The sequence below is a fragment of the Pirellulales bacterium genome, assembly GCA_036499395.1.
In the GTDB taxonomy this organism is placed as follows: domain Bacteria; phylum Planctomycetota; class Planctomycetia; order Pirellulales; family JACPPG01; genus JACPPG01.
The window spans coordinates 162,471-184,001 of the sequence record DASYDW010000136.1 but is presented as its reverse complement, the minus strand read 5'-3'; the positions used below and the strand labels follow the sequence as shown (position 1 = coordinate 184,001).

The window sequence follows — 21,531 nt, the reverse complement described above, 5'->3', positions numbered from 1 at the left end:
GCAGGTCATCATCATCCCTCGCGCCGACGATTCCCCGTGTTAAACGATCTGCAGGATATTCTCCACGAGATTCCCGAGTTGGCGGGCGCCACGATCGTGCTGCCCCTCGGGGGCGGCATTACGAACCGCAACTATCGCGTTCTTGTCGGAAACGACGCCTATGCGCTGCGCATTGCGGGGGACAACACTGCGCAATTGGGGATCGATCGCGATAGCGAGTACGCCTGCGCTGCAATCGCCGCTGCTGTCGGCATCGGGGCCGAGGTCGTGGCTTATCTGCCCGCACGACGGGCGTTGCTCACGCGGTTCGTCGAAGGTCGGGTACTCTCACCCATGGACGCGACGTGCAACGATATTCTCGCCCGCGCGGCTCGCACGCTGGCCAGATTGCACGAGGCTCCGGCGTTTCCCAAGGAATTCTCGGCCTTTGCAATCATTGAAGAGTATCATCGAATCGCGCAGGCTCACGAAGTTCCGTTGCCGGGCAGCGTGCGGAAAATCCTCGAGGGTCTTGACGATCTGCGCGGCTCCGTGGCAAGCACCGCGGTGTCGTGCCCTTGTCACAATGATCTTCTGCCGGCCAACCTGATCGATGATGGTACAAACCTGCGGATCATCGACTGGGAATACGCAGGCATGGGAGATCGATTCTTCGATTTGGGAAACTTCGCCGAGAATCACCGACTTTCCGCGGCGCAGGAGAGCGAATTCCTGCGAAACTACGCGGGCGCGGTGCAGGCGGAGGATCTAAGGCGGCTGCGAGTCATGCGGAAGGTCTCCGCCTTGCGCGAGACGATGTGGGGATTTGCACAAGCGGGAATCTCGCGACTCGAATTCGACTTTCCCGGGTACGCCCAACAGAACTTGGAACGCTTTCTTCAGGCCGATTCCGATTGAGGCCGCGGTCCTTTTCCCTGGCCGCGCTCATGGGTAGATTTGTGAACTTGCCGGGCCGCGTGGCAGAGCCTTGCCGCGAATGTGGGATCGGTGACGGCCGGGGACACTAGTCCTCGTCGAACGCAGCATCCTAGGAATTCGAAATGAAAACTCGGGCCTCGGTCGTCATTATCGGAGGCGGTATCGCAGGCGCGAGCATCGCGCTGCACTTGGCGCGGTTAGGACGTACCGACGTTCTGGTGCTGGAACAGGGAGAGCTAATCAGCGGTACCACATCGCACGCCCCGGGATTGATAGGTCAGCTACGTTCGTCAGTGAGTCTGACGCGGCTGCTGGTCGACAGCGTGGCGTTGTACCGAACCTTGGAGTTGGACGGTGCTCCTGGTTTTTTGGAAGTCGGTAGCCTGCGTCTGGCGTCGTCGCGCGAGCGACTGATCGAACTGCGGCAGCAAAAGGCGTTCGCTGACCGTTGCGGGCTCGATACGCACCTATTGTCGCCGGCAGAGACGCTCGCGTTGTTTCCCCTCATGGACAAGTCGGGGGTCGAGGGGGCGATCTACATGCCGACCGACGGTTCGGCCGCGGCGCCAGTACTCGCAGGGGCAATGATCCGCGATGCACGCGCGCTCGGCGTTGAGTTCGAATCGCGGACCCGTGTCACCTCGATCGAAGTGGCAAGCGGCGCTGTGCGCGGTGTGACGACCGAGTCGGGGCGCTGCGAAACGGAAACCCTGGTCATTGCAGCCGGCATCTGGTCGCCGCTCATCGGACGCATGGCGGGCGTCTCGATTCCCTTGACTCCCATGGAACATCAGTACGTCGAAACGGAGTCAATTCCGACTCTTGGCCAGGGCATGCTGCCGAATCTCCGCGATCCCGATAACCTGGTCTACCTGCGGCAAAAGGGGGACTCGCTGATTGCCGGCGGTTACGAGCGCAACCCCCGCGCGTTTACGGCGACCATTCCGCGTAACGAAAACCCCACAGTCCAGCAATTCGACTCACAACAGTTCGCGGGTCTTTTGGCAGCGGCCGGGCGACGTGTTCCGGAATTCGCACGACATGCGCTTGCACACCAGATTTGCGGTTTGGAGTCATTTACGCCTGACGGCGCGTTTCTCCTGGGACCGACCCCCGAGGTACGCGGCGTGTGGACTGCGTGCGGCTTCTGCGCACACGGCGTGTCGGGCGGGGGGGGCGTGGGCAAACTGCTGGCCGAATGGATTGTCTCGGGGACGACTTCCATCGACCCGAGCGGCATGGCAATCGCCCGATTCGCCGGCCAAAACCTCGATGAAAGTGAAGTGCGGCGGCGCGCCTGCGAAACCTATGCTACCTATTACGACATGACGACGGGACATGCCGAGGGCTCGGCATGAGAATGCCCCGTTCGATGTTTCGCACTGAATTTGCATCGCCGGGTCGGATCGTGGGGGCCGGAAGAATTAATGAATGATCCGAAAGTCACGCTGGTCACCGGCGCGACCGGCTTGTTGGGCAACAATATCGTTCGCCTCCTGCTTTCGCGCGGTGAGCGCGTACGCGTGCTCGTGCGCGATAAGTCTTTGCATCCTGCCCTCGCCGATCTAGATGTGAAGGCTTCGGCGGGAGATATTCGCGACCGCGAGTCCGTTCGCCTGGCGTGCCGAGGCGTGAACACGGTCGTCCACTGTGCGGCCTTTGTGCGGATTGGTTGGTCGCAGCGCGAGGTCTACGACGCCGTCAACGTCCAGGGGACGCGTCATGTGGCCGAGGCCTGCCGCGAAGCCGGCGTGCGGATGGTTCATATTTCGACGACTGATGTGTTTGGTCGCTGCTCGCTGCGAGAACGGACCAACGAAGAAACACCATACGCCGGCGGCCCGGCGGTTCCCTACGTGGTGACCAAGCGGCAGGCGGAAGAAATCGTGACGAGCGAAATAGCCCAAGGGTTGGACGCTGTCACAGTCAATCCCGGGTTCATGCTGAGTCCCTGGGACTGGAAGCCATCGTCGGGCAAGCTGCTATTGGCCACGGCCCGGGGTTCGATGATCCTGGCACCGCGCGGTTGGCTCAGCTTGTGCGATGCGCGCGATGTCGCTGCCGCGATTCTAACCGCCCGCGATCAGGCTAACGCCAGCGAGCGCTACATTCTGGCAGGCCGCACGATGCAATGGATCGAATTGATGCGCCTGATCGCCGATACTTGCCATGTGCGGCGACCACTGTGGCGCGCCGGGCCGATGCAACTCAAGGTTGGCGGTTGGGGAGGGGATGTAATCGGCAGGGTGACTGGCCGGGAGCCGGACTTCAATTCGGCGGCCGTCGCGATGGCTGGGCTTCCCAAGAACTACTCGAGCGATCGCGCTTCAGCGCAACTCGGGTACCAGATACGCCCAGCGGCTGAGACGGTTCGCGACGCCTGGGATTGGTTTCGAACGCACGGGTATCGGTAGTCGCATCGGCAGCCTGTCGATCAGCGCAATACTTTTATAGGAGCGCAAAAAAAATCCCCTCGGTACCGGCGAACCGGTACCGAGGGGCTCGTGAGTCGTCAAAGCATCTAGCGACTGATTGGACTATCCGATCTTCGCATTCCGACGGCGTCGCACCATCGCGACCAGGGAAACCATTCCCAAACCCGCCAAGGCCAGCGTGGACGGTTCAGGCACCGCCGCATTGCCGACGAACTGACCGAATGCGGTGCCGTTAATGAACGTGCCGCCCCCGAGGTCAATCGAGATCGGGATATTGACGGGCACGACCACCTGCAGATTCGTCGGGCTAGTGAATGTGTAGTTCGCGCTAGCGAGGGTATTCGGAGCCGATACACCGCTCAGGCCGCCCGTGTCGTTTGGCAACACTTGGCCGGCGATGATGACGCTCAAGCCTTGTGCCGAAAACACCGAGCTGAGAATGCCCGTCGACAAATCCGCGCCCGTTGCAAATGTGCCGGAGCCAACGCCACCGCTGGCCGGCAAGTTATTCGAGCCAATGTCATAGGTCACATTGTCGAAGGACACCAGGCCGGCGTTGCCGAGCGTCGAGTGAACCGTGGAACCGTAAGCCCCCGGAGCCCCACTGTTGTTGTCGTAATGGCTAGTTGTGGAGTTGTAGGCGGCCGGATTCGGGCGATAGTTGCCCGAGGCGATAGCCGCCAGGTTATTCGCACCGGCGATAAACTGAATCGAGCTCAAGCTCTGGCCGCTCAGGCTGCCGCCGATCGTCGTGGCAAATGTGCCCGAGACGAACGCCGTGTTTCCGGTCGTTGAATTGGCACTCCACGCGGTGGGAGCCGGCGCGCCGTTTGTACGGTTTTGCGCTGTCAGGTTAATGGTCAGACCCGACAGGCTGAAATTCGGGATGTTCAACGTCAGGTAACTCTGCGTCGAATCGACCGTAAAGGTCAGAGGGTCAGCCTGAACCGTCGAGGTCAGGAGGGCCAGCCCGCAAAGAGCGAATGCGGGAGCGAGCCATTGGGAACGAAGGGACTTCTGCGCACGGGGCAATACATAGCACGATGTGGTCATTGGCGCCTCACGAGTTGGGGGATCTAGATGCGTTAGCTTCCCGTTTCATCCACGGTGATTTTTGGTGTTAATCAGGCGAGTTGCCGATCCCGTGTAAACCGGCAGTCGCTTGGCCATCATCTCTACGATGAGACCTTCGCCTTAAAGTGCCGTGCGACACAACTCGCAACGGAAGGGGAAGGGCTGATCCAAGGGAGGACGCTATGACAAACCTGCGAGGAGCCAGAAAGGCTCGACTCTCAGCTCAGGTTCGTGGTCCAAATCACTAGCGTCGTTTCGACAAAGATGAACAGTCGGATTAGGAAGATTGCGCCATTTGGTCGGCACAGCCCACATGTTGCGCTACGATTTTACCGATTGCAACACTTTTTCCGCAAAAAATCTGGAATTTCTCAGGCTGCGTTCAGGAGGGGCATTTTTCAACCGGTTGCAGCCTGCCGGGCTTTGACACCGCGGCGGGGGACGCCGTCGATGCTTGAATGGACTTCTCCCGACAGGCATTGCGCAATAAAAACCCTTCGGTGCCGCCGAAGCGGCACCGAAGGGAAGAGTGATTAGCAATGAGCGGTTTGGCACCGCCTGCTTCAAGACTACTTCTGCAGGTTGCGACGGCGACGCACCAAGGCGACCAACGAAACCATGCCGAGTCCCGCCAAGGCGAGAGTCGACGGCTCGGGCACCGCGGCGTTACCAACGAACTGGCCGAAGGCCGTGCCGTTGATGAAGGTGCCGCCACCCAGGTCAATCGAGATCGGAACGTTGACCGGTACCTTTAGCTGCAAGTTGCTCGGGCTGGTGAACGTGTAGCTCGCACTGGCAACGGTGTTCGGAGCCGAGACACCACCGAGGCTTCCCGTGTCGTTCGGCAATACCTGGCCGACGATAATTACGCTCAAGCCTTGGGCCGAGAACACCGAGTTGAGGATGCCAGTCTGCAGGTTGCCACCCGTGGCGATCGTGCCGGAGCCAACACCACCGCTGGCGGGCAGGTTGTTCGAACCAATGTCGTACGAGACGTTGTCGAACGACACCAAGCCGGCGTTACCCAACGTCGAGTGAACCGTGGCACCATAAGCACCAGCGCCACCCGAGTTGTTGTCGTAATGGCTGGTCGCGGTGTTGTAAGCGGCCGGGTTCGGGCGATAGTTGCCCGAATTGATAGCGTTCAGGTTGTTCGCACCGGCAATGAACTGAACCGCGCTCAAGGACTGGCCGCTGAGGCTGCCGCCAATCGTCGTGGCGAACGTACCCGAGATGAACGCCGTGTTGCCGGTGGTCGAGTTCGCACTCCACTGCGTGCCGGTCGGGGCACCATTCGTGCGGTTTTGGCTGGTCAGGTTGATCGTCAAGCCCGACAAGCTGAAGTTCGGGATGTTCAGCGTCAGGTAGCTTTGCGACGAGTCGATGGTGAACGACAACGGGTCAGCTTTGGCCATCGATGACGTCAGCGCCATCGCACAGGCAGCCGCGGCTGCCAACAGGCGGAATCGATTACTCATCATTAGCAACTCCCATTCGTAATGTTGTCACGCTCTGATTTACTAAAAACACTCTTTTTCGAACTAACGCGAATCGGTTTTTCGTATCTGCTGTTCGTCATTGATCCTTCAACGTGCTTTTCGAACGTTGATCGACGTTCAGCGTTTTGGTCGCTGGAGCCAAGGTGTCAGTCTGTGGAGGATTTCTCCTTCTTGTGGTTCAAATGTGCCCAGGATCACGGTGTGTGGTGTTACGTTGGTTCGAGCAATACGACGCAGTCCGCAACGGAAATCGCCGTGCGTCGTGCGTATTGCTAAGCACAAGTGGGTGCTCGATTGATTGGCAAGAGGCACGACCTGCAAGGGTCGTATTGGCGAAGCGTGCCAGAACGGCGATGTACTTCGCTGCCGAAGGAAGGGCTTTGCGGCCCATCAGTGCAGCATGATGCACCGATACGAGGGATGAATCGAATCGCGTCCGAATCATTAGCGTTTGCTCCCTCGTTAAGGGTCTTGCCGGTTAAAACAGGCGTGCCGAACAAAGGGCGCACGGCAGCCAACTTCGACACAGTCTACCAGCAATAGGGGTGGCGTCAATGAAAAAGTCAGCAAATTCCGCAAACTTCTTGCTACCCGAATGTCGATTTTTGTTTTGGTCGATAAGCCAAGTCTGGTTAATAAGTTGCGTCGAAAAAATGAGTTTGGCCGGCGGGCACTTAAGAGAAACGATGTCCCGCCGATGCGCATCCATGCTCTCTTTTTCTTGTAAGTACTTCGCGGCACGGCGGCTCCACCCATTGGTGCCGTTTGCGCCGCGCGGAAGCTGCGATAAAGGGCGGGGACTGCGATCCAGGTTCAGCACGGCCTGAGGGCGAATGCAGCCGTCGTGTCAAGCCGTTTTCGATGCGGCTCGCAGAGGCGAGGTGCTTGCCGAACGACTTGCGGAACCGTTAGTTGTTAGCAGGCAATCAACTCGTGCGCAAATTGAAAACACCATGCGCCTATCGATGATTTCGGCCGCTGTAAGAACGCGCATGCTGCGGGGCGTCGTCGGGCTGGGGATCGTCATTGCCACGGTGTTGCGCATCGTCGCGGCATTTGATGAGTTCTGGCTCGACGAGATTTGGTCGCTGATGGCCTTTGTGCGCATTCCGCACACGTACTGCGAGATATTCACATTCCACCACGACAACAATCACTACCTCGTCACGTTGTGGATGGATGTCGTTGGCGGCGGCGCACGAAATTGGTTCGTTTACCGAATCCCCTCGATTGTCGCGAGTGTGGGGACCGTCATCCTTGCGGCCGTGATTGCGCGAAGGTGGGGACGAGTTGCCGCGGCATGCGCGTCCTGGTTTTGCGCCACTTCGTTCGTCATGAACGTCTATGGATCGGAGGCACGTGGTTACGCTTTGGCCGGCTTTTTCAGCCTGGCAGCGTTCCTCTTTCTCGAGCGTTTCTTGCAACGGCCCAACGTGTGGGCTTCGCTGGCTTTCTCGCTGGCGACGATGCTTGGCGCCCTGTCGCATTTGACGTTCATCCAATTCTATTGCGGGGCGCTGGCCTGCTCGATCGTGTCGTTTGCGATGTCCGAGGCGACATGGAAACGAGCACTTTTTCGGCTCGTTCAATTGCATGCCCTGCCGATTAGCTTCTTTTTGGCTCTTTATTTGGTGGACGTGCGCGCCATGCGGATTGGCGGCGGCGACCCCTATCGCGTAGGCGACGTCGTGGCCAGTTCTCTTGCTCTGGCGGTGGGCTGTTTTTCAGAGCAGCCGGTCATAGTCATTGGCGCGGCGCTGATTGCGGCTGCAGCGGCCGTTGCCAGTCTTGTACTTCTGCATCACGAGAAATCGCATCTGTGGCTGCTCTGTACGGTGGGATTCGTGGTCGCTCCCGCAGTTCTGCTGTCCGTCAAACCGCCGCCCCTGCTTTATGTGCGGTACTTCTACCTGAACCTGATTTTCCTGCAGATTCTGTTCAGCTTTTTGGTGGCCCGGACGGTCGAATTCGGACGCTTGGGAAAGTACGTGGCCGTGATTGGCGTCGCGCTCGTATTGGCAGGAAACGCGAAGCTAACGGCCGATTTTCTAGCCGTTGGCCGAGGCCATTACCTTGATGCGCTTGAATACGTCAATGAGCACACACCTGGCTCGACGATCCGCCTCGCAGGCGACGACGACTTCGACAACACCACGTACCTGGGCTTTTACGTCGATTACCTGCCCAAGGGGCACGTGTTTGAGTACACCAATTTTCACAAGCCCGCCAGCCCCGGTGCGCCGCCACCCGACTGGCTTCTGGTGCATAATCAGCAGCGTCCCTTTCGGCCCGCGCCCACTCTAACAGCAAGCGGCGAGGATTACGTCCTGGTGCAGAAGTACCCTTGCGGGCGGCTTTCGGGCTATCAGTTTGCGCTGTATCAACGCGTACAGATGTCGGGCAGGCGCTAGGGGCTTTGAGCGGGTCGGGGCTTTTGAATGGACAATGTGCCGTGCTTTGAACGAGACAAGCCGGCTCATGACATGAAGGACGCGCAACGCCCCGTAACCGCGCGCCCGAATTGCGTCGCTTGCGACTAGCGCTTCTTACGGGCGATTGCGCGTTGCATGGCGGTCCCCATATCGGCGGGGCTTTGGGCCACTTCGATGCCTGCAGCCTCGAGGGCGGCGATTTTTTCTGTGGCCGTACCCTTGCCACCGGAAATGATCGCACCGGCATGGCCCATGCGCTTGCCCGGAGGGGCGGCGCGGCCGGCAATAAAGGCGGCGACCGGCTTCGTCACATGCTCGCGAACGAAGGCGGCGGCTTCTTCCTCGGCGGTACCGCCGATTTCGCCCATCATCAGGATTGCTTCCGTGGCGGGGTCCGCCTCGAGCAGCCGCAATACATCAATGAACGAGGTACCGACGATCGGATCTCCGCCGAGCCCGACGCACGTCGACTGCCCTAGCCCCAGATTCGTCAATTGCCAGGCTGCTTCGTAGGTCAGGGTGCCAGACCGGCTCATTAGCCCGACGGGCCCCTGGCGATGAATGTGGCCCGGCATGATGCCGATTTTGCACTCGCCGGGCGTGATCACGCCGGGGCAGTTCGGACCGATCAATACGGAGTTGCTGCGGCGCACGATTTCGTAAACGCGCACCATGTCCAGGACCGGAACCCCCTCGGTAATGGCGATCACGGTCTTAATACCTGCGTCGACCGCCTCGAGAATGGCGTCGGCCGTAAACGGCGGCGGCACGAAAACCATCGTGGCATCAGCGCCTGTCTTCTCCACGGCTTCGACCACGGTGTCGAACACCGGCAAGCCGAGGACCGATTCGCCCCCTTTGCCCGGCGTAACGCCGCCGACCATCTTTGTGCCGTAATCGAGACAGCCCTTGGTGTGGAATTGCCCGACCTTGCCGGTGATTCCCTGACAGAGGACGCGGGTATTCTTATTGATCAGGATGCTCATGCTCGACTCTTTACGGCGAAGGAGTGGGCGGAATAGTTGTTTTGATGAACGCGTTTTCGGGGGTGCGCGATCGGCGGGATGCAGGTAAACGCGAGGGCTCAGGCTACGGCAGCAACGACTTTCTTGGCGGCGTCGGTCAGCCCTTCGGCGGCGATGATGTCGACGCCGCTTTCGGCCAGGATTTTGCGGCCTTCTTCGACCTCGGTCCCTTCCAACCGCACGACCAGCGGCACATTGAAGCCGACCGACTTGTACGCAGCGACCACGGCCGTGGCGATCGTCGTGCATCGCATGATGCCGCCGAAGATATTCACGAGCACGGCTTTGACGTTCTTGTCCGATAGCAGGATACGGAAAGCCTCGGTCACCTGGTCGACATTCGCACCGCCACCGACGTCCAGGAAATTAGCGGGAAAACCGCCGTGCAATTTGATCAGGTCCATGGTGCTCATCGCCAGGCCGGCGCCATTCACAAGGCAGCCGATATTACCGTCGAGCTTGACGTAACTGAGGCCCGCGGCACCGGCACGAACCTCGGCGGGCTCCTCCTCGGAAACGTCGCGCAGCTCGGCCAGGTCCTTGTGACGAAACATGGCGTTATCGTCGAAGGTCATCTTCGCATCGAGCGCCAGCAGTTGGCCGGCGCCGGTGACGACCAACGGGTTGATTTCTGCCAGACTGCAATCGCATTGCACGAAGACGCGGCACAGCCCCTTCATGAACTTTTCGGCCGAGGCGATGCTGGCTCCCTTAAGCCCCAATTTCGCCGCCAACTTGCGAGCTTGAAATCCGCCGAGGCCGGCGGCCGGATCGAACTTTTCTTTGTAAATCAGTTCGGGCGTGTTGGCGGCCACGTCCTCGATGTTCATGCCCCCTTCGCTCGAGACCATCAATACGGGTCCCGCCGAACCGCGGTCGACGACGATTCCCAGGTACAACTCACGGGCGATATCGCAGCCCTGTTCAACCAACACCTGGTGAACGATTTGCCCCTCGGCACCTGTCTGAATCGTAACCAATGACTTGCCGATCAGATTCTCAGCGACCTTGCCGGCTTCCTCGGCGCTGCGTACCAGTTGCACACCGCGCTGATTGGCGTTGTCTTTGATGGTTCCTTTGCCGCGCCCTCCGGCGTGGATCTGTGCTTTCACGACGGCGATCGGGCTGCCCAGCTTTCGGAACGCGTCGGACGCCTCGGCGGCGCTGCGTGCGACGATGCCCTGCGGCACCGGAACGCCCGCCTTGCGAAGGATTTCCTTGGCCTGGAATTCGTGAATTTTCATCGCTGAACCGGCTTGCTGGGGGGAGGGATAGCAGACGCCCGCGGGCGTCACGAGGCGTGCGAGCCGGGGATTATAGGGCTGCCGCGCGCCGATGGTCAAGGAGCGGCTAGCCCCGCCGACCGTGCGACGCCTCGCTCGATTCGGCAGCGCTTGCGCGGCAGCGCGCTTCTATACTTGCGTGCGGCTCGGCGACTGTCACATGTCTTTGGGCAGGTAGCACGCGCCGCGAAACATTCCACCTCGGCAGTGATCATGGACAACAACGAACCGAGAGCAAGCGCACCGCCAATCGCAGCCGCTCCCACGCGCTGGAAACGCCGCTGGGCAATCCGCGCTCTGTGGGCTGTCATCTTATGGCTCGTGCTGGCGTACATCGTATTACCGGCCGTTTGGAAGCATTACGAACATCAGCCGAATCTCGAAGAAGCGCCAAAGTTCACGGTCACGCACAGCGGCATACCAGGCGATCCGCTGAACATCGGCCTTGTCGGCACAAAGGACGAGATCATCAAAGCCATGCTGGCTGCCAATTGGCATCCGGCCGATTCGGTCACGGCACGCAGCAGCGTACATATCGCGGAAAGCGTGCTGCTCGATCGTGCTTACGACGATGCCCCGGTCAGCAGCCTGTTCGTTTGGGGACGTAAGCAAGATCTGGCCTTCGAGCAGTTGATCGGCAAAAGCGCTCGCGAGCGGCACCACGTCCGGTTCTGGCAAAGCGAGCAGCCTGCCGAGGATGGCCGGCCCACCTGGTTGGGCGCCGCGACGTTAGATCGCAGCGTGGGGTTAAGTCATCGCACAGGACAAATCACGCATCACATCGACGCGGACGTCGATGGCGAACGCGACCATGTCTTGAACACATTGATCGAGGCGCACGAACTCACACGCACCTATCAAGTGTCTGGCGTGGGGCCGACGCTGAACGGCCGCAACGGCGGCGGCGATCGCTACTACACTGACGGTGAAGTCACGATCGGCGTCATCAGTCCAAATAACGTGCCAAACGAGATTCCGCTGATCGTCGATGCGAATCCCGTGGTCGTGGAAGCGAAGAACCGCTTTTGGGTATGGCTACGCGGTTGGCTGAAATAAACGGCAGGACTAACGTCAGCGCATCTGACGGAGCTTACGCAACAATTCCTCGATGGGGGCCGCCATCTTTTGCTGGCCCTGCGTGCGCGCGATGTCCAGGGCAATTTCGGCAGTCGCAATTGCCTCGTCCGTACGCCCGGCCTGGGCGTAGCGCATGGCCAGATTCGCGTAGCCCGCAATGTCCGGTTTCAGTTTTACGGCTTGGTCGAATTGCTCGATTCCCTCTTTGATATTGCCGGCGGTCACCAGGGCAATGCCTAGGTTGGAATGCGCCTCGGCGTAATCAGGCCTCAGTCTGAGCGCCTCGCGAAAATGTTCGACCGCTTCCTCATTGCGCCCCAAGGCGTTCAACAGGGCTCCTAAATTGCTATGCGCCTCGACAAAGTCGGGATTGGCTCGCAATGCCGCTTCATAGTGGGCCACCGCCTCTTGCGGTTTCGTATTGGCCAGCGAGGCGCCGAGATTCAAATGGGCTTCGGCGAAATCCGGCTTTAGGCGCACCGCCTCTTCAAATTCAGCGACCGACTGCTGCCCATCCCCCAAAAGTCCCAGGACGTGCCCCAAGTTGGAATGCAATTCGGCGGCGTTCGGCCTTTGAGTAAGGGCGGCGCGGTATTGCTCGACCGCCTCCTCGAGTCGTCCAGCTTCGACCAGCAGATGAGCCAAATTGATGTGGGCGTCGACGTAATGAGGATTGATGGCCAACGCCTGTTCGAATTCCGGCCGCGCGCGGGCGAATTCCTGCAGATGCACCAGTGCTACGCCGAGATTCGATCGTGCTTCGACGTAATCCGGCTGCAACTCCAGGGCGCGTTCATAGTGTGGTAATGCCTCGGCGGGCCGGCGCGAGTCGACAAGTTCGACCCCTAAATTATTCTGCACGCGGGAGTTGTCTGGCTGATACAGGGCCGCGTCTTCCCAAAGTGCGATCGGGTCGTTGTAGATGCCCGTCCGCTCGAAACTCAACCAGCCACAAACGGCGGCCATTCCGAGCGTAATTGCGATCGTCAGCACTAACGGGAGATGGCTTGTGTGGGAAGTTTGATCTGTGTTTCGCAGCCGATTCATCATTCGATCGACCAGCGTGTACCCACCCCCTATGATCCACGGCAGAAGCGCCGCCAGCGGCAGATACATGCGGCGCTCGGCGGCGATCTCAGTAATGATCGGCACGGTGAATGTCGGCGAAAGCACGATGAACGCGGCTGCCCAAACGAAGCCTGTCGCCGTCCGGCGATATACCAGCCAAATCGTGGCGACAGCCAGCAGCAGTACTGGAACGACACACATCCAGGCCGACGCTATCGACTCGAAGTAGGGGAACTCGTAATGGATCACCATCGGCCAAGGCCAGATAGTCAGCCAAAGGTAAAGAAACAGCACCCGCGACTGGACGAGCCACCAGTCGTAGGCCGAAACGCCCAAATGAAAACCGGCCGAGGCGGATCGCGCTCCCCCGTAATTCAAGGCGATCAGCAACGCCCATGAAGCGCACAAGCCGAGATACAGCGGCAACGACTGATCGATGGCGGCGCGAAACGAGCCGCGCAGGAACGTTCGCTCGAACAATAGCACTACGACCGGCACGGTGACCATGACCTCTTTGCAAGCCATGCCGGCTAATGCGGCGCCCCAAGCGGCCACGAGCCAGTAGCCCTGCGCGTGACCGGTCGCGGCCCAGTAACGTTGCGCCGCGTACAGCGTCCCCAGGTAGAACAGCGCCATCAGAAGCTCGGTTCGCTGCGTCACGTATTCGACCGTTTCGGTCTGCAGCGGATGAACCGCCCACAACAGCGCCGCCGTGAAGGCCAGGCGGTTAGCCGCGTTCAAGAACCGATCGCCAAAGAAGGGCAGGCACAAGGTGCGACGCACGATCAGCCACATTAGCAACGTGGCCACGCCGTGAGCGAGCGCGTTGAACGCGTGGTAACTGGTCGGGTCGAGACGCCCGATTTGGTAGTTAACGGCCAACGAGAAATTCACCAGCGGACGTCCGGCGGTACTTACGTCGAGCGGCGCTTGCAACGGGCCAGGGCGCTTATCAGTTCCCAAGAGCGGCCAAATCGTACGGATCGACGGGTTTTCGACGATCGAGATTCGATCGTCAAAGATAAACGGCGCATGAACCGCATGCCCGTAAATGAGAGCCACGGCGCCGCATAAGAACATGCCCGCGACGAGGTCCAAATACCACGGCCGTGCGGCGCCGCGCGCACGCACATCGGCAGTCGTGGGCACAAGGCCATCCTGAACGCCAGGCGTTGTGGAATCGAGCGTCGACAAGTTTACAACCTGGATACGAGCAATCGAGCGAGGAGCACAATCATCAGCGGCTACGGATTGCCATTGTTATGATGTTCAAAGTAGCGATTCGTCAGATTTCTTGGAATGCAACTATGCATCCTCGCCGTAAGTTCCATCGGATCTCGACTTTCTTGATTGCCGTTGTACTGGTCGGAAGTGCGGCGGTCGCGCCGAGCATTGCTCGGGGTGAGGCAGAAGGCATCGGCGCAAGCGCTGCGCGCGCTAAGCAGGGGATGGTCGTTTCGGTCTCGCCCGAGGCTTCCGACGTCGGTCTGGCGATCCTAGAACGTGGCGGTAATGCGATCGACGCGGCCGTGGCCACGGCCTTGGCGCTGGCCGTTACTTACCCGGGCGCCGGCAACATCGGTGGTGGCGGTTTCATGCTGATTTGGCCCGGCCGTGGTCAGGAGCCGGTTTGCGTTGACTACCGCGAGACGGCCCCTGCCGCCGCGACGCGAGATATGTTCTCCACGGATGGTGCGCCATATTCCCATAAGACCGTAGGGGTGCCGGGCACACCGCGTGGCCTGGCCATGGCGCACCAGCGGTGGGGAAAGCTGCCATGGCGCGACCTGGTCGCACCCGCCATCAAATTGGCCGAACAGGGTTTCGCGATCGACGAGGCCTTGGCAGATGACCTGCGCTCACTGACCGCAAAATCGACCGCGACCGACGAATTCCGGCGAGTTTTTTCCTCTCTGGACGGCAAGAAGTGGAAAGCCGGCGATCTTCTGGTGCAACCGGACTTGGCGCGAACATTGCAATTGCTGGCGGACGAAGGCGCGGAGGCGTTCTATAGGGGGCAAATCGCCCAGGCGATCGTGGCCGAGATGCGCGCCGGCGGTGGACTGGTCACGGCCGATGATCTAGCCGAATACGCGGCCAAGATTCGCACTCCGATTCACGGCACATACCGCGGATTCGATATTTACGGGCCGCCGCCTCCCAGTTCCGGCGGTACATGCCTGGTCGAGATGCTGAACATCCTGGAGAATTTCGACCTGGCCAAGGACGGGCGATTCAGCCCACGCACTTCGCACCTGATGATCGAAGCGATGCGGCGCGCTTACTGCGATCGTGCCCGATATCTGGGCGATCCAGACTTCGTCACCATTCCCGCGCATCTCACGACGAAGGAATACGCCCGACAGCTTGCCAGCGAAATCGACCTTTCGCGCGCGACGCCCAGTGTACGATTGGCTTCCGAGTTGAAAATCGCGGCCGAGGGGGAGAGCACGACCCATTTTTCGATCGTTGACCGTGATCGCATGGCGGTGGCCAACACCTACACGCTGCAAGAAAGCTACGGCGCGCGAATCGTGGTACGCGGCGCCGGCTTTTTGTTGAACAATGAAATGACCGATTTCAACGCCCGGCCAGGTTGGACAGACCGGCGTGGTTTGATCGGCACCGACGCGAACCTGATTGCCCCGGGCAAACGAATGCTCAGCTCGCAATCGCCCACCATCGTTGCACGCGACGGGCAACTGCGACTGGTAACTGGTTCGCCGGGGGGCCGCACGATTCCCAACACGGTGCTGTGTGTGCTGATGAATGTGCTTGATTTCGGGATGGATGCACCCGCGGCGGTTGCTACCCCGCGAATGCATCACCAATGGCTGCCCGATCGCGTGGCGTTCGAACTGGCCAATGAGCCGGCCACGGCGCCGCTCGTTGAGCAACTAAAAGCACTGGGGCATACGGTCGTCTCCAAGCCGCGCGAGCAAGGGGACGCCCATACGATTCACATCGTCGGCGATACCCTCGAGGGTGCGGCGGACACCCGGCAGACCGTGGGCAAAGCCGTGGGCTATTAAAGCAGCCAGCTGTTAAACAGCTCACTCGCCAGCGGCTCGCCATCCGTCAAGCCGCTTCGAGCCAAGCCTTGGCCTCGGCGGCTTTCGTGTGGTCGAAGTACTTGATCGTGGCCGAGGTGAAGGGCTTGCAGAAGGCCGCCATGCCGGCCTCCCACTTGGTCTCGCCGACGACCGCCAGCCGCTCGATATCGCGGAAGTGCTTCATGTCGAACTTGATATCTTCCCACAAGGCCGCGACTTCCCAGCCGTGAAAATCGTGCAGTTCGAGCAGGATGCGAAGTTTGCCTTGCGCCTTGATCAAACGTTCGACTTCCGGCAGAAATCGTTCGTAATCCTGTTTGCTCAGCTTGCCGCTGGCACGAACTTCAAGAATCTTCCCAGCAGCTTCTTCGCGCAATTCAACAGTCATGGCGTTCACCTTCCATCCTGGGTCTATGAGCGTTCCGCGGTTTGCCGTGTGCGGCTGTCCGTCAGCCTACCACAATCCTTCCTGCGCCTGAACGAGCGCGAGGGAACAAAAAACGACCGTAAACGATCTACTAACGTGGCACCGTTTGCCGAGACTTCCCCCTATCTCATAGAATCCGCCTATGCCTGCAGAACGCAAATTTGTCACCACCGATGTTTCCGGCCAACTGGTTTTTCTGGGGACCGGTACGTCGGTGGGCGTGCCCGTCATTGGATGCGGATGCGATACGTGCCAAAGCAACGACCCGCGAAATAAGCGGACTCGTTGCGGATTGGTGCTGGGGATGCCTGAGGGGGTGTTGCTTGTCGACACCCCCACCGATTTGCGGACGCAACTGCTGCGCGAGCGAATCGGCCTGGTTCACGCGGTGCTCTATACGCACGAGCATGCCGATCACGTCTTCGGTCTGGACGACGTGCGATTGTTTCCGTACTACCTGGGACACAAGTTACCGCTGTACTGCGAAACGACCGTCGAAGATCGCATACGAAAATCGTTCGATTATGCGTTTGCTCAAGAGGGGACGTACCACGCCGGCGCAATTCCTCTGCTGGATCCGCACCGAATCACGACCGAACCGTTTGACCTGTTGGGAATGCGCATCATTCCAGTCCGGCTGTTGCACGGTCGCTGGGAAGTGCTGGGTTTTCGTTTTGGCAACGTGGCGTATTGCACCGACACGAACAAAATTCCCGACGAAAGTTGGCCGCTGCTGGAAGGGCTCGATGTACTGATCCTCGATGCCCTGCGCCCCAAGCCGCACGCGACCCATTTCGGGCTGCAGGAAGCCATCGAGGTAGCTCAAAAATTGGCTCCGCGGCGTGCGATTTTTACGCATCTGTCGCATGAATTGGAGCACGAAGCAACGAATGCGGCACTTCCGGCGAATATGGAACTGGCCTACGACGGCATGCGTGTTCCGCTGACCTAGATTTGGGTACCAGATTCGACTCACGCAATCGGCTACCGGCCTGTTGCGTCGCACTTAGATGTGTCAGTCTTCGAAAACGAAAATACCAATGTCTTCTCCAACCGCTATGTCCGCCCCCAGCAAAGAAAAGCTTCTCGAACAACTCCGGACCGCAGGGCAGGAGCACCTGTTGCAGTTCTGGGACGAGCTGTCGAGCGACGAACAATCGGCATTCGCCAAACAGGTCGAAGGGATCGACTTTCGGCAAATCGCCAAGTTGGCCGGCCAGGCCAAGAACGAATCGCAGCCGGCCGGGCAAGACCATGCCGCTCGCGCAAAGCGTGCCGAACCGCCGCCGGCCATTCGGCTCTCTGAGCAGGGGGAGGGCCAAGCGTACGAACGAGCGCGCCAGCGCGGCGAACACGCACTTCGCGACGGCAAAGTGGGCGTCGTGCTGGTCGCCGGAGGGCAGGGGACCCGACTCGGCTTCGATCACCCGAAGGGATTGTTCCCCATCGGTCCGGTCTCCGAGGCGTGTCTGTTCCAGATTCTTTTCGAAAAGCTGTTGGCTGCGCGAAAGCGGTACAACGCGGCCATCCCGATTTACATCATGACCAGCCCGGCTACGCATGATGACACGATCGCAGCGCTGGAAAAGCACGCCCGCTTCGGTCTGCCGGTCGAGGACGTGATCGTCTTCTGTCAGGGGACGATGCCCGCGGTGGATGCAAAATCGGGAAAGCTGCTTCTCGCTGAGCGCGATAGCCTGTTTCTCAGTCCCGATGGACACGGTGGCATGCTACGCGCGCTTGCTCGCAGTGGAGCGCTCGCGGACATCGAGCGCCGTCATATCGAGCAATTGTTTTACATGCAGATCGACAATCCGCTGGTTGTCGTTTGCGATCCGCTGTTCATCGGCTACCACCTGAACGCCGGAGCGGAAGTTTCGACACAGGTCGTTGCGAAGCAAAAGCCGCTCGACCGGGTCGGTAATGTCGTCTCGGTGGATGGCCAGGTGCAGATCATCGAATATAGCGACCTGCCGGACGATGTTGCCGAGCTGCGGCAGCCCGATGGCTCACTCAAGTTGTGGGCTGGAAACATAGCGGTTCATATTTTCGATGTGGTATTTCTGAAGCGGATGAGCGAAGGGGGCGGACGGTTGCCTTTCCATTTCGCCCACAAGAAGGTCGGTTTCGTCGATCAGTCCGGAAGCAAGGTCGAGCCCGAGAAGCCCAACGCAATTAAGTTCGAGCAGTTCATCTTCGACCTGTTACCAGAAGCGAAGAAATCGCTGGTGGTCGAGGTGGACGAGTCCGCGGTGTTCGCGCCAGTCAAGAATGGCGAAGGGGCAGAACGCGACACGCCCACCACGGTTCGTCGACAAATCGTAGAGCTGCACCGCGCCTGGCTCGAAAAGGCCGGCGTCAAGGTTGGCGAAGGTGTAAACGTCGAAATCAGCCCGCTATACGCCCTGGACGCGGACGAAGTTTCGCGGAAGATCAACGAGGGGCTGGAAGTGACGTCGGATCGTTATTTTCGCTAAGCCTCACGTGCAGGAATAGCCCTTTCAAGAAACCTGAGATCATTCGATGTTGCACGCGCTGGTCATGGCCGGAGGTTCTGGAACTCGATTCTGGCCCGTGAGCCGCGAAGCGACCCCAAAACAGCTCTTAAAGCTATTAAGCGATCGTTCGCTTTTGCAGTCGACGCTCGATCGCCTGGCGGATCTGGTCTCGGCCGATCGGAGGCTGGTGGCAACGGCCGCGGTGCTCGCGGCGCCGGTTCGTGAGCAGTTGCCCGAGCTTTCGTCCGCGGCCATTTTGGCCGAGCCCTGCAAGCGGGATACGGCTCCTTGCATCGGTCTAGCGGCGCTATTGATCGCGGCTCGGGATCCCGAGGCGACGATGCTCGTCTTGCCGGCTGACCATGTGATTCGTGATGGCGAAGCGTTCCGCCGTGCGGTGCAACAGGCCGTGGCGCTGGTCGAAGCCGAACCGAGCCGACTGATTACATTTGGCATTCGCCCCACGTATCCCGCCGAGAGCTTTGGTTACCTGGAACGTGGGGAACCACTCAGCGAGCAGCAAGCAGGCGGGGCGAGTGTCGCCTACACCGTCCTGCGATTTCGCGAGAAGCCGAATGCCGAGGTCGCCCAGCAATACCTCGACTCGGGCAACTTCTATTGGAATTCGGGCATCTTCGTCTGGCGTGCGCGCACGATTCTCGACGCGCTCAGTCGCCATCAGCCACAAATGATGCGTCACCTCAAAACCATCGCCGCGGCGCACGAGACGGCCGATTTCGACACGGTGTTTGCCCGCGAATTCGCGGAGATCAAAGGGATCTCGATCGATTTTGCCGTGATGGAGAAGGCCGACAACGTCATTGTTGTCGAAGCCCCCTTCGATTGGGACGATCTGGGGAGTTGGCAGGCCCTGGCCCGGCAGCGCGGTACGGATGCGGACGGCAACACGATTGTGGCCCGACATTTGGGGGTTAAAACGACGGGCACGATCGTTTACTCCGGCGAGGGAGCCAAAGAGCATCTGATCGTCACGGTCGGTGCCGAAGACCTGATCGTGGTGCATACCCCCGATGCCACCTTAGTGGCCCACCGCCGCGACGAGGAATCGCTGCGGCAAGTGGTCAAAGAATTGGAGAAACGGGGCTGGCGTCAGCACGTATAATTGGGGGATGCCGCCGGTCGCACTTTTTCCAGGGATATCACTCCTTTCCATGTCCGATCGACCAACAGCGAATAACGCTTCCGGCCGCGTCGCCGCTGTCGATTACGGAACTGTCCGTATTGGTATCGCGGTGTCGGATGCGCGGCGGACGATCGCGAGTCCTTTCGAGAATTACACGCGCCGCGGTCCGCAAGCCGACGGTGATTTCTTCCGTCGCCTGGCGGCGGAGGAGAGTATCGCCTTATTCGTCGTAGGTTTGCCGGTACATCTGGACGGCCGCGAGAGCGCCAAGTCACGCGAGGCGCGAGAGTTCGGCAAGTGGCTCGGCGAGTTAACAGGCAAACCGGTCGAGTATTTCGACGAACGATTCACAAGCGCCGAGGCTGAGAAATACCTCGGTGCTGCCGAGTTCACGAAGAAGCAGCGCAAGGCACGGCTCGATAAGCTGGCCGCACAGATTTTGCTGGTCGCATATCTGGAATCAGGAGGAAACACCGAAGGGACTTCGGGCTTAGACGATTAGAGTGACGGTTGAAACATGGCTGAAATCCCCCAAGAACGATTACGTGACACGTTGCGTCCCGGCGCTATGCCGCCGCTACCAAGTAGCGTACCCGTCAGTCGCGAATCCGAGCGTGCCTCGCTAGAGACGAAGCTGATCGTCGGCTGCGGGTATCTGGGCCTGCGCGTCGCCGAGCGCTGGCTCGACGCCGGGCACGAGGTGTTCGCCGTAACCCGTTCGCGCGAGCGCGCCGCGGGATTCGCCAAGCGCGGATTGCGTCCAATCGTGGCCGACGTCATGCGTTTGGATTCGCTCGTCGGCTTGCCTGCCGCAAGCTCGATACTTTACGCGGTGGGCTACGACCGTAAGCAGAGCTTCGGTATCGAAGAGGTGTATCTGCGCGGGTTGGTTAACGTGCTGAACGCACTACCCACGAATGCTGGGCGCGTGGTCTATGTCAGTTCGACCGGCGTTTACGGAGATTGCGGTGGCGCCTGGATCGACGAGCATACGCCCTGTTTTCCTGAGCGTGCGGGGGGCCGGGCCTGCCTGGCAGCCGAGGAGGCGTTGCTCTCGCATCCGCGCGGGGCGAATGCCGTCGTGCTCCGCATGGCGGGTATTTATGGCCCCGGACGAATTCCTAATCGCGAAGCGCTACAGCAGGGGCGAACCATACCTGCTCCCGCGGCCGGCTGGTTGAACTTGATCCATGTCGACGATGCGGCGTCGGTCGTGTTGGCCGCGGAAAAAGTCGCTCGAGGACCACGCTACTACCTAGTGTCAGACGGCCGCCCCGTAGCGCGGCGCGATTATTACCGACAATTGGCGCAATTGCTCGAGGCCCCGCCACCTCGCTTCATCGCGCCAGACGCGACCTTGCCCTCGGCGGTTCGGGCGGCGAGCGACAAACGGGTCAGCAATTCTCGACTGCGCAACGAACTTGGTGTGCATTTCGCCTTCCCTTCATTTCGCGAAGGGCTCGCCGGCATCGTTGCGACCGGCTGACGGGGAAGTTCGCGCGGCTGCCGGACTTTTTTGCGTTCGTCGGCATCCTGGAGCTTTTCCGCCGGGCTGCTAAAATCTGGGGCAGTCCCTAGGCCTACCCGCCGGCTGTGCC

General features: G+C 60.0%; 17 protein-coding genes. 11 read left to right on the top strand and 6 right to left on the bottom strand.

Features of this window, described 5'->3' with window-relative positions:
* The first annotated feature begins 36 nt into the window (after positions 1-36).
* The 3 genes from VGN12_29165 to VGN12_29155 all read left to right on the top strand — a co-directional run bounded on the left by VGN12_29165 (position 37) and on the right by VGN12_29155 (position 3,332).
* Complete coding sequence (locus VGN12_29165; protein ID HEY4313558.1) at positions 37-897, top strand: phosphotransferase; 861 nt, start codon at positions 37-39, stop codon at positions 895-897.
* Between the two features lie 143 nt (positions 898-1,040).
* Positions 1,041-2,276, top strand: coding sequence for an FAD-binding oxidoreductase (locus VGN12_29160; GenBank protein ID HEY4313557.1), 1,236 nt, complete (start codon positions 1,041-1,043; stop codon positions 2,274-2,276).
* A gap of 69 nt (positions 2,277-2,345) precedes the next feature.
* A complete protein-coding gene (locus tag VGN12_29155) occupies positions 2,346-3,332 on the top strand; it encodes an NAD-dependent epimerase/dehydratase family protein (GenBank protein HEY4313556.1) in 987 nt (328 codons plus the stop codon).
* Between the two features lie 123 nt (positions 3,333-3,455).
* Here the strand turns inward: VGN12_29155 and VGN12_29150 are convergent, their stop codons facing one another.
* Together VGN12_29150 and VGN12_29145 are read right to left on the bottom strand one after the other, a co-directional pair.
* Complete coding sequence (locus VGN12_29150) at positions 3,456-4,406, bottom strand: PEP-CTERM sorting domain-containing protein (GenBank protein ID HEY4313555.1); 951 nt, start codon at positions 4,404-4,406, stop codon at positions 3,456-3,458.
* A 590-nt stretch (positions 4,407-4,996) separates the two neighbouring features.
* Complete coding sequence (locus VGN12_29145) at positions 4,997-5,908, bottom strand: PEP-CTERM sorting domain-containing protein (protein HEY4313554.1); 912 nt, start codon at positions 5,906-5,908, stop codon at positions 4,997-4,999.
* Between the two features lie 971 nt (positions 5,909-6,879).
* Here VGN12_29145 and VGN12_29140 point away from each other — a divergent pair.
* Complete coding sequence (locus VGN12_29140) at positions 6,880-8,337, top strand: hypothetical protein (GenBank protein HEY4313553.1); 1,458 nt, start codon at positions 6,880-6,882, stop codon at positions 8,335-8,337.
* Positions 8,338-8,462: 125 nt separating this feature from the next.
* Here the strand turns inward: VGN12_29140 and sucD are convergent, their stop codons facing one another.
* Together sucD and sucC are read right to left on the bottom strand one after the other, a co-directional pair.
* A complete protein-coding gene (sucD, locus tag VGN12_29135; GenBank protein ID HEY4313552.1) occupies positions 8,463-9,344 on the bottom strand; it encodes a succinate--CoA ligase subunit alpha in 882 nt (293 codons plus the stop codon).
* A 98-nt stretch (positions 9,345-9,442) separates the two neighbouring features.
* The gene (sucC, locus tag VGN12_29130) at positions 9,443-10,627 is read right to left on the bottom strand and encodes an ADP-forming succinate--CoA ligase subunit beta (GenBank protein HEY4313551.1); all 1,185 of its coding nucleotides are present in this window, start codon (positions 10,625-10,627) and stop codon (positions 9,443-9,445) included.
* A 252-nt stretch (positions 10,628-10,879) separates the two neighbouring features.
* Between sucC and VGN12_29125 the strand changes: the two genes are divergently transcribed.
* A complete protein-coding gene (locus VGN12_29125; protein HEY4313550.1) occupies positions 10,880-11,722 on the top strand; it encodes an LssY C-terminal domain-containing protein in 843 nt (280 codons plus the stop codon).
* Positions 11,723-11,737: 15 nt separating this feature from the next.
* Here the strand turns inward: VGN12_29125 and VGN12_29120 are convergent, their stop codons facing one another.
* Positions 11,738-13,960, bottom strand: coding sequence for a tetratricopeptide repeat protein (locus VGN12_29120; protein ID HEY4313549.1), 2,223 nt, complete (start codon positions 13,958-13,960; stop codon positions 11,738-11,740).
* Between the two features lie 158 nt (positions 13,961-14,118).
* Between VGN12_29120 and ggt the strand changes: the two genes are divergently transcribed.
* Positions 14,119-15,843, top strand: a complete 1,725-nt coding sequence (gene ggt, locus VGN12_29115) for a gamma-glutamyltransferase (GenBank protein ID HEY4313548.1) — start codon at positions 14,119-14,121, stop codon at positions 15,841-15,843.
* A 46-nt stretch (positions 15,844-15,889) separates the two neighbouring features.
* Here the strand turns inward: ggt and VGN12_29110 are convergent, their stop codons facing one another.
* On the bottom strand, positions 15,890-16,252 hold the full coding sequence (locus tag VGN12_29110) for an STAS/SEC14 domain-containing protein (protein HEY4313547.1): 363 nt from the start codon (positions 16,250-16,252) through the stop codon (positions 15,890-15,892).
* A gap of 181 nt (positions 16,253-16,433) precedes the next feature.
* On the opposite strand from VGN12_29110, the gene VGN12_29105 reads away from it, so the two are divergent.
* The 5 genes from VGN12_29105 to VGN12_29085 all read left to right on the top strand — a co-directional run bounded on the left by VGN12_29105 (position 16,434) and on the right by VGN12_29085 (position 21,419).
* Positions 16,434-17,243 (top strand): MBL fold metallo-hydrolase, encoded by an 810-nt coding sequence (locus tag VGN12_29105; GenBank protein HEY4313546.1) that lies wholly within the window; start codon positions 16,434-16,436, stop codon positions 17,241-17,243.
* Between the two features lie 88 nt (positions 17,244-17,331).
* Positions 17,332-18,768, top strand: a complete 1,437-nt coding sequence (locus VGN12_29100) for a UDPGP type 1 family protein (GenBank protein HEY4313545.1) — start codon at positions 17,332-17,334, stop codon at positions 18,766-18,768.
* Positions 18,769-18,814: 46 nt separating this feature from the next.
* Positions 18,815-19,912: a mannose-1-phosphate guanylyltransferase gene (locus VGN12_29095; GenBank protein HEY4313544.1), complete on the top strand. Its 1,098-nt coding sequence runs from the start codon at positions 18,815-18,817 to the stop codon at positions 19,910-19,912.
* 49 nt (positions 19,913-19,961) lie between these two features.
* Complete coding sequence (ruvX, locus tag VGN12_29090; protein HEY4313543.1) at positions 19,962-20,435, top strand: Holliday junction resolvase RuvX; 474 nt, start codon at positions 19,962-19,964, stop codon at positions 20,433-20,435.
* Between the two features lie 15 nt (positions 20,436-20,450).
* The gene (locus VGN12_29085) at positions 20,451-21,419 is read left to right on the top strand and encodes an SDR family oxidoreductase (protein ID HEY4313542.1); all 969 of its coding nucleotides are present in this window, start codon (positions 20,451-20,453) and stop codon (positions 21,417-21,419) included.
* Positions 21,420-21,531: the final 112 nt, after the last annotated feature.

Bases quoted from the DNA above. Each gene is read 5' to 3' on its own strand.
- VGN12_29160 (HEY4313557.1), top strand. From the start codon at position 1,041: ATGAAAACTCGGGCCTCGGTCGTCATTATCGGAGGCGGTATCGCAGGC.
- VGN12_29155 (HEY4313556.1), top strand. From the start codon at position 2,346: ATGAATGATCCGAAAGTCACGCTGGTCACCGGCGCGACCGGCTTGTTG.
- VGN12_29150 (HEY4313555.1), bottom strand. From the start codon at position 4,406: ATGACCACATCGTGCTATGTATTGCCCCGTGCGCAGAAGTCCCTTCGT.
- VGN12_29145 (HEY4313554.1), bottom strand. From the start codon at position 5,908: ATGATGAGTAATCGATTCCGCCTGTTGGCAGCCGCGGCTGCCTGTGCG.
- VGN12_29140 (HEY4313553.1), top strand. From the start codon at position 6,880: ATGCGCCTATCGATGATTTCGGCCGCTGTAAGAACGCGCATGCTGCGG.
- sucD (HEY4313552.1), bottom strand. From the start codon at position 9,344: ATGAGCATCCTGATCAATAAGAATACCCGCGTCCTCTGTCAGGGAATC.
- sucC (HEY4313551.1), bottom strand. From the start codon at position 10,627: ATGAAAATTCACGAATTCCAGGCCAAGGAAATCCTTCGCAAGGCGGGC.
- VGN12_29125 (HEY4313550.1), top strand. From the start codon at position 10,880: ATGGACAACAACGAACCGAGAGCAAGCGCACCGCCAATCGCAGCCGCT.
- ggt (HEY4313548.1), top strand. From the start codon at position 14,119: ATGCATCCTCGCCGTAAGTTCCATCGGATCTCGACTTTCTTGATTGCC.
- VGN12_29110 (HEY4313547.1), bottom strand. From the start codon at position 16,252: ATGACTGTTGAATTGCGCGAAGAAGCTGCTGGGAAGATTCTTGAAGTT.
- VGN12_29105 (HEY4313546.1), top strand. From the start codon at position 16,434: ATGCCTGCAGAACGCAAATTTGTCACCACCGATGTTTCCGGCCAACTG.
- VGN12_29100 (HEY4313545.1), top strand. From the start codon at position 17,332: ATGTCTTCTCCAACCGCTATGTCCGCCCCCAGCAAAGAAAAGCTTCTC.
- VGN12_29095 (HEY4313544.1), top strand. From the start codon at position 18,815: ATGTTGCACGCGCTGGTCATGGCCGGAGGTTCTGGAACTCGATTCTGG.
- ruvX (HEY4313543.1), top strand. From the start codon at position 19,962: ATGTCCGATCGACCAACAGCGAATAACGCTTCCGGCCGCGTCGCCGCT.
- VGN12_29085 (HEY4313542.1), top strand. From the start codon at position 20,451: ATGGCTGAAATCCCCCAAGAACGATTACGTGACACGTTGCGTCCCGGC.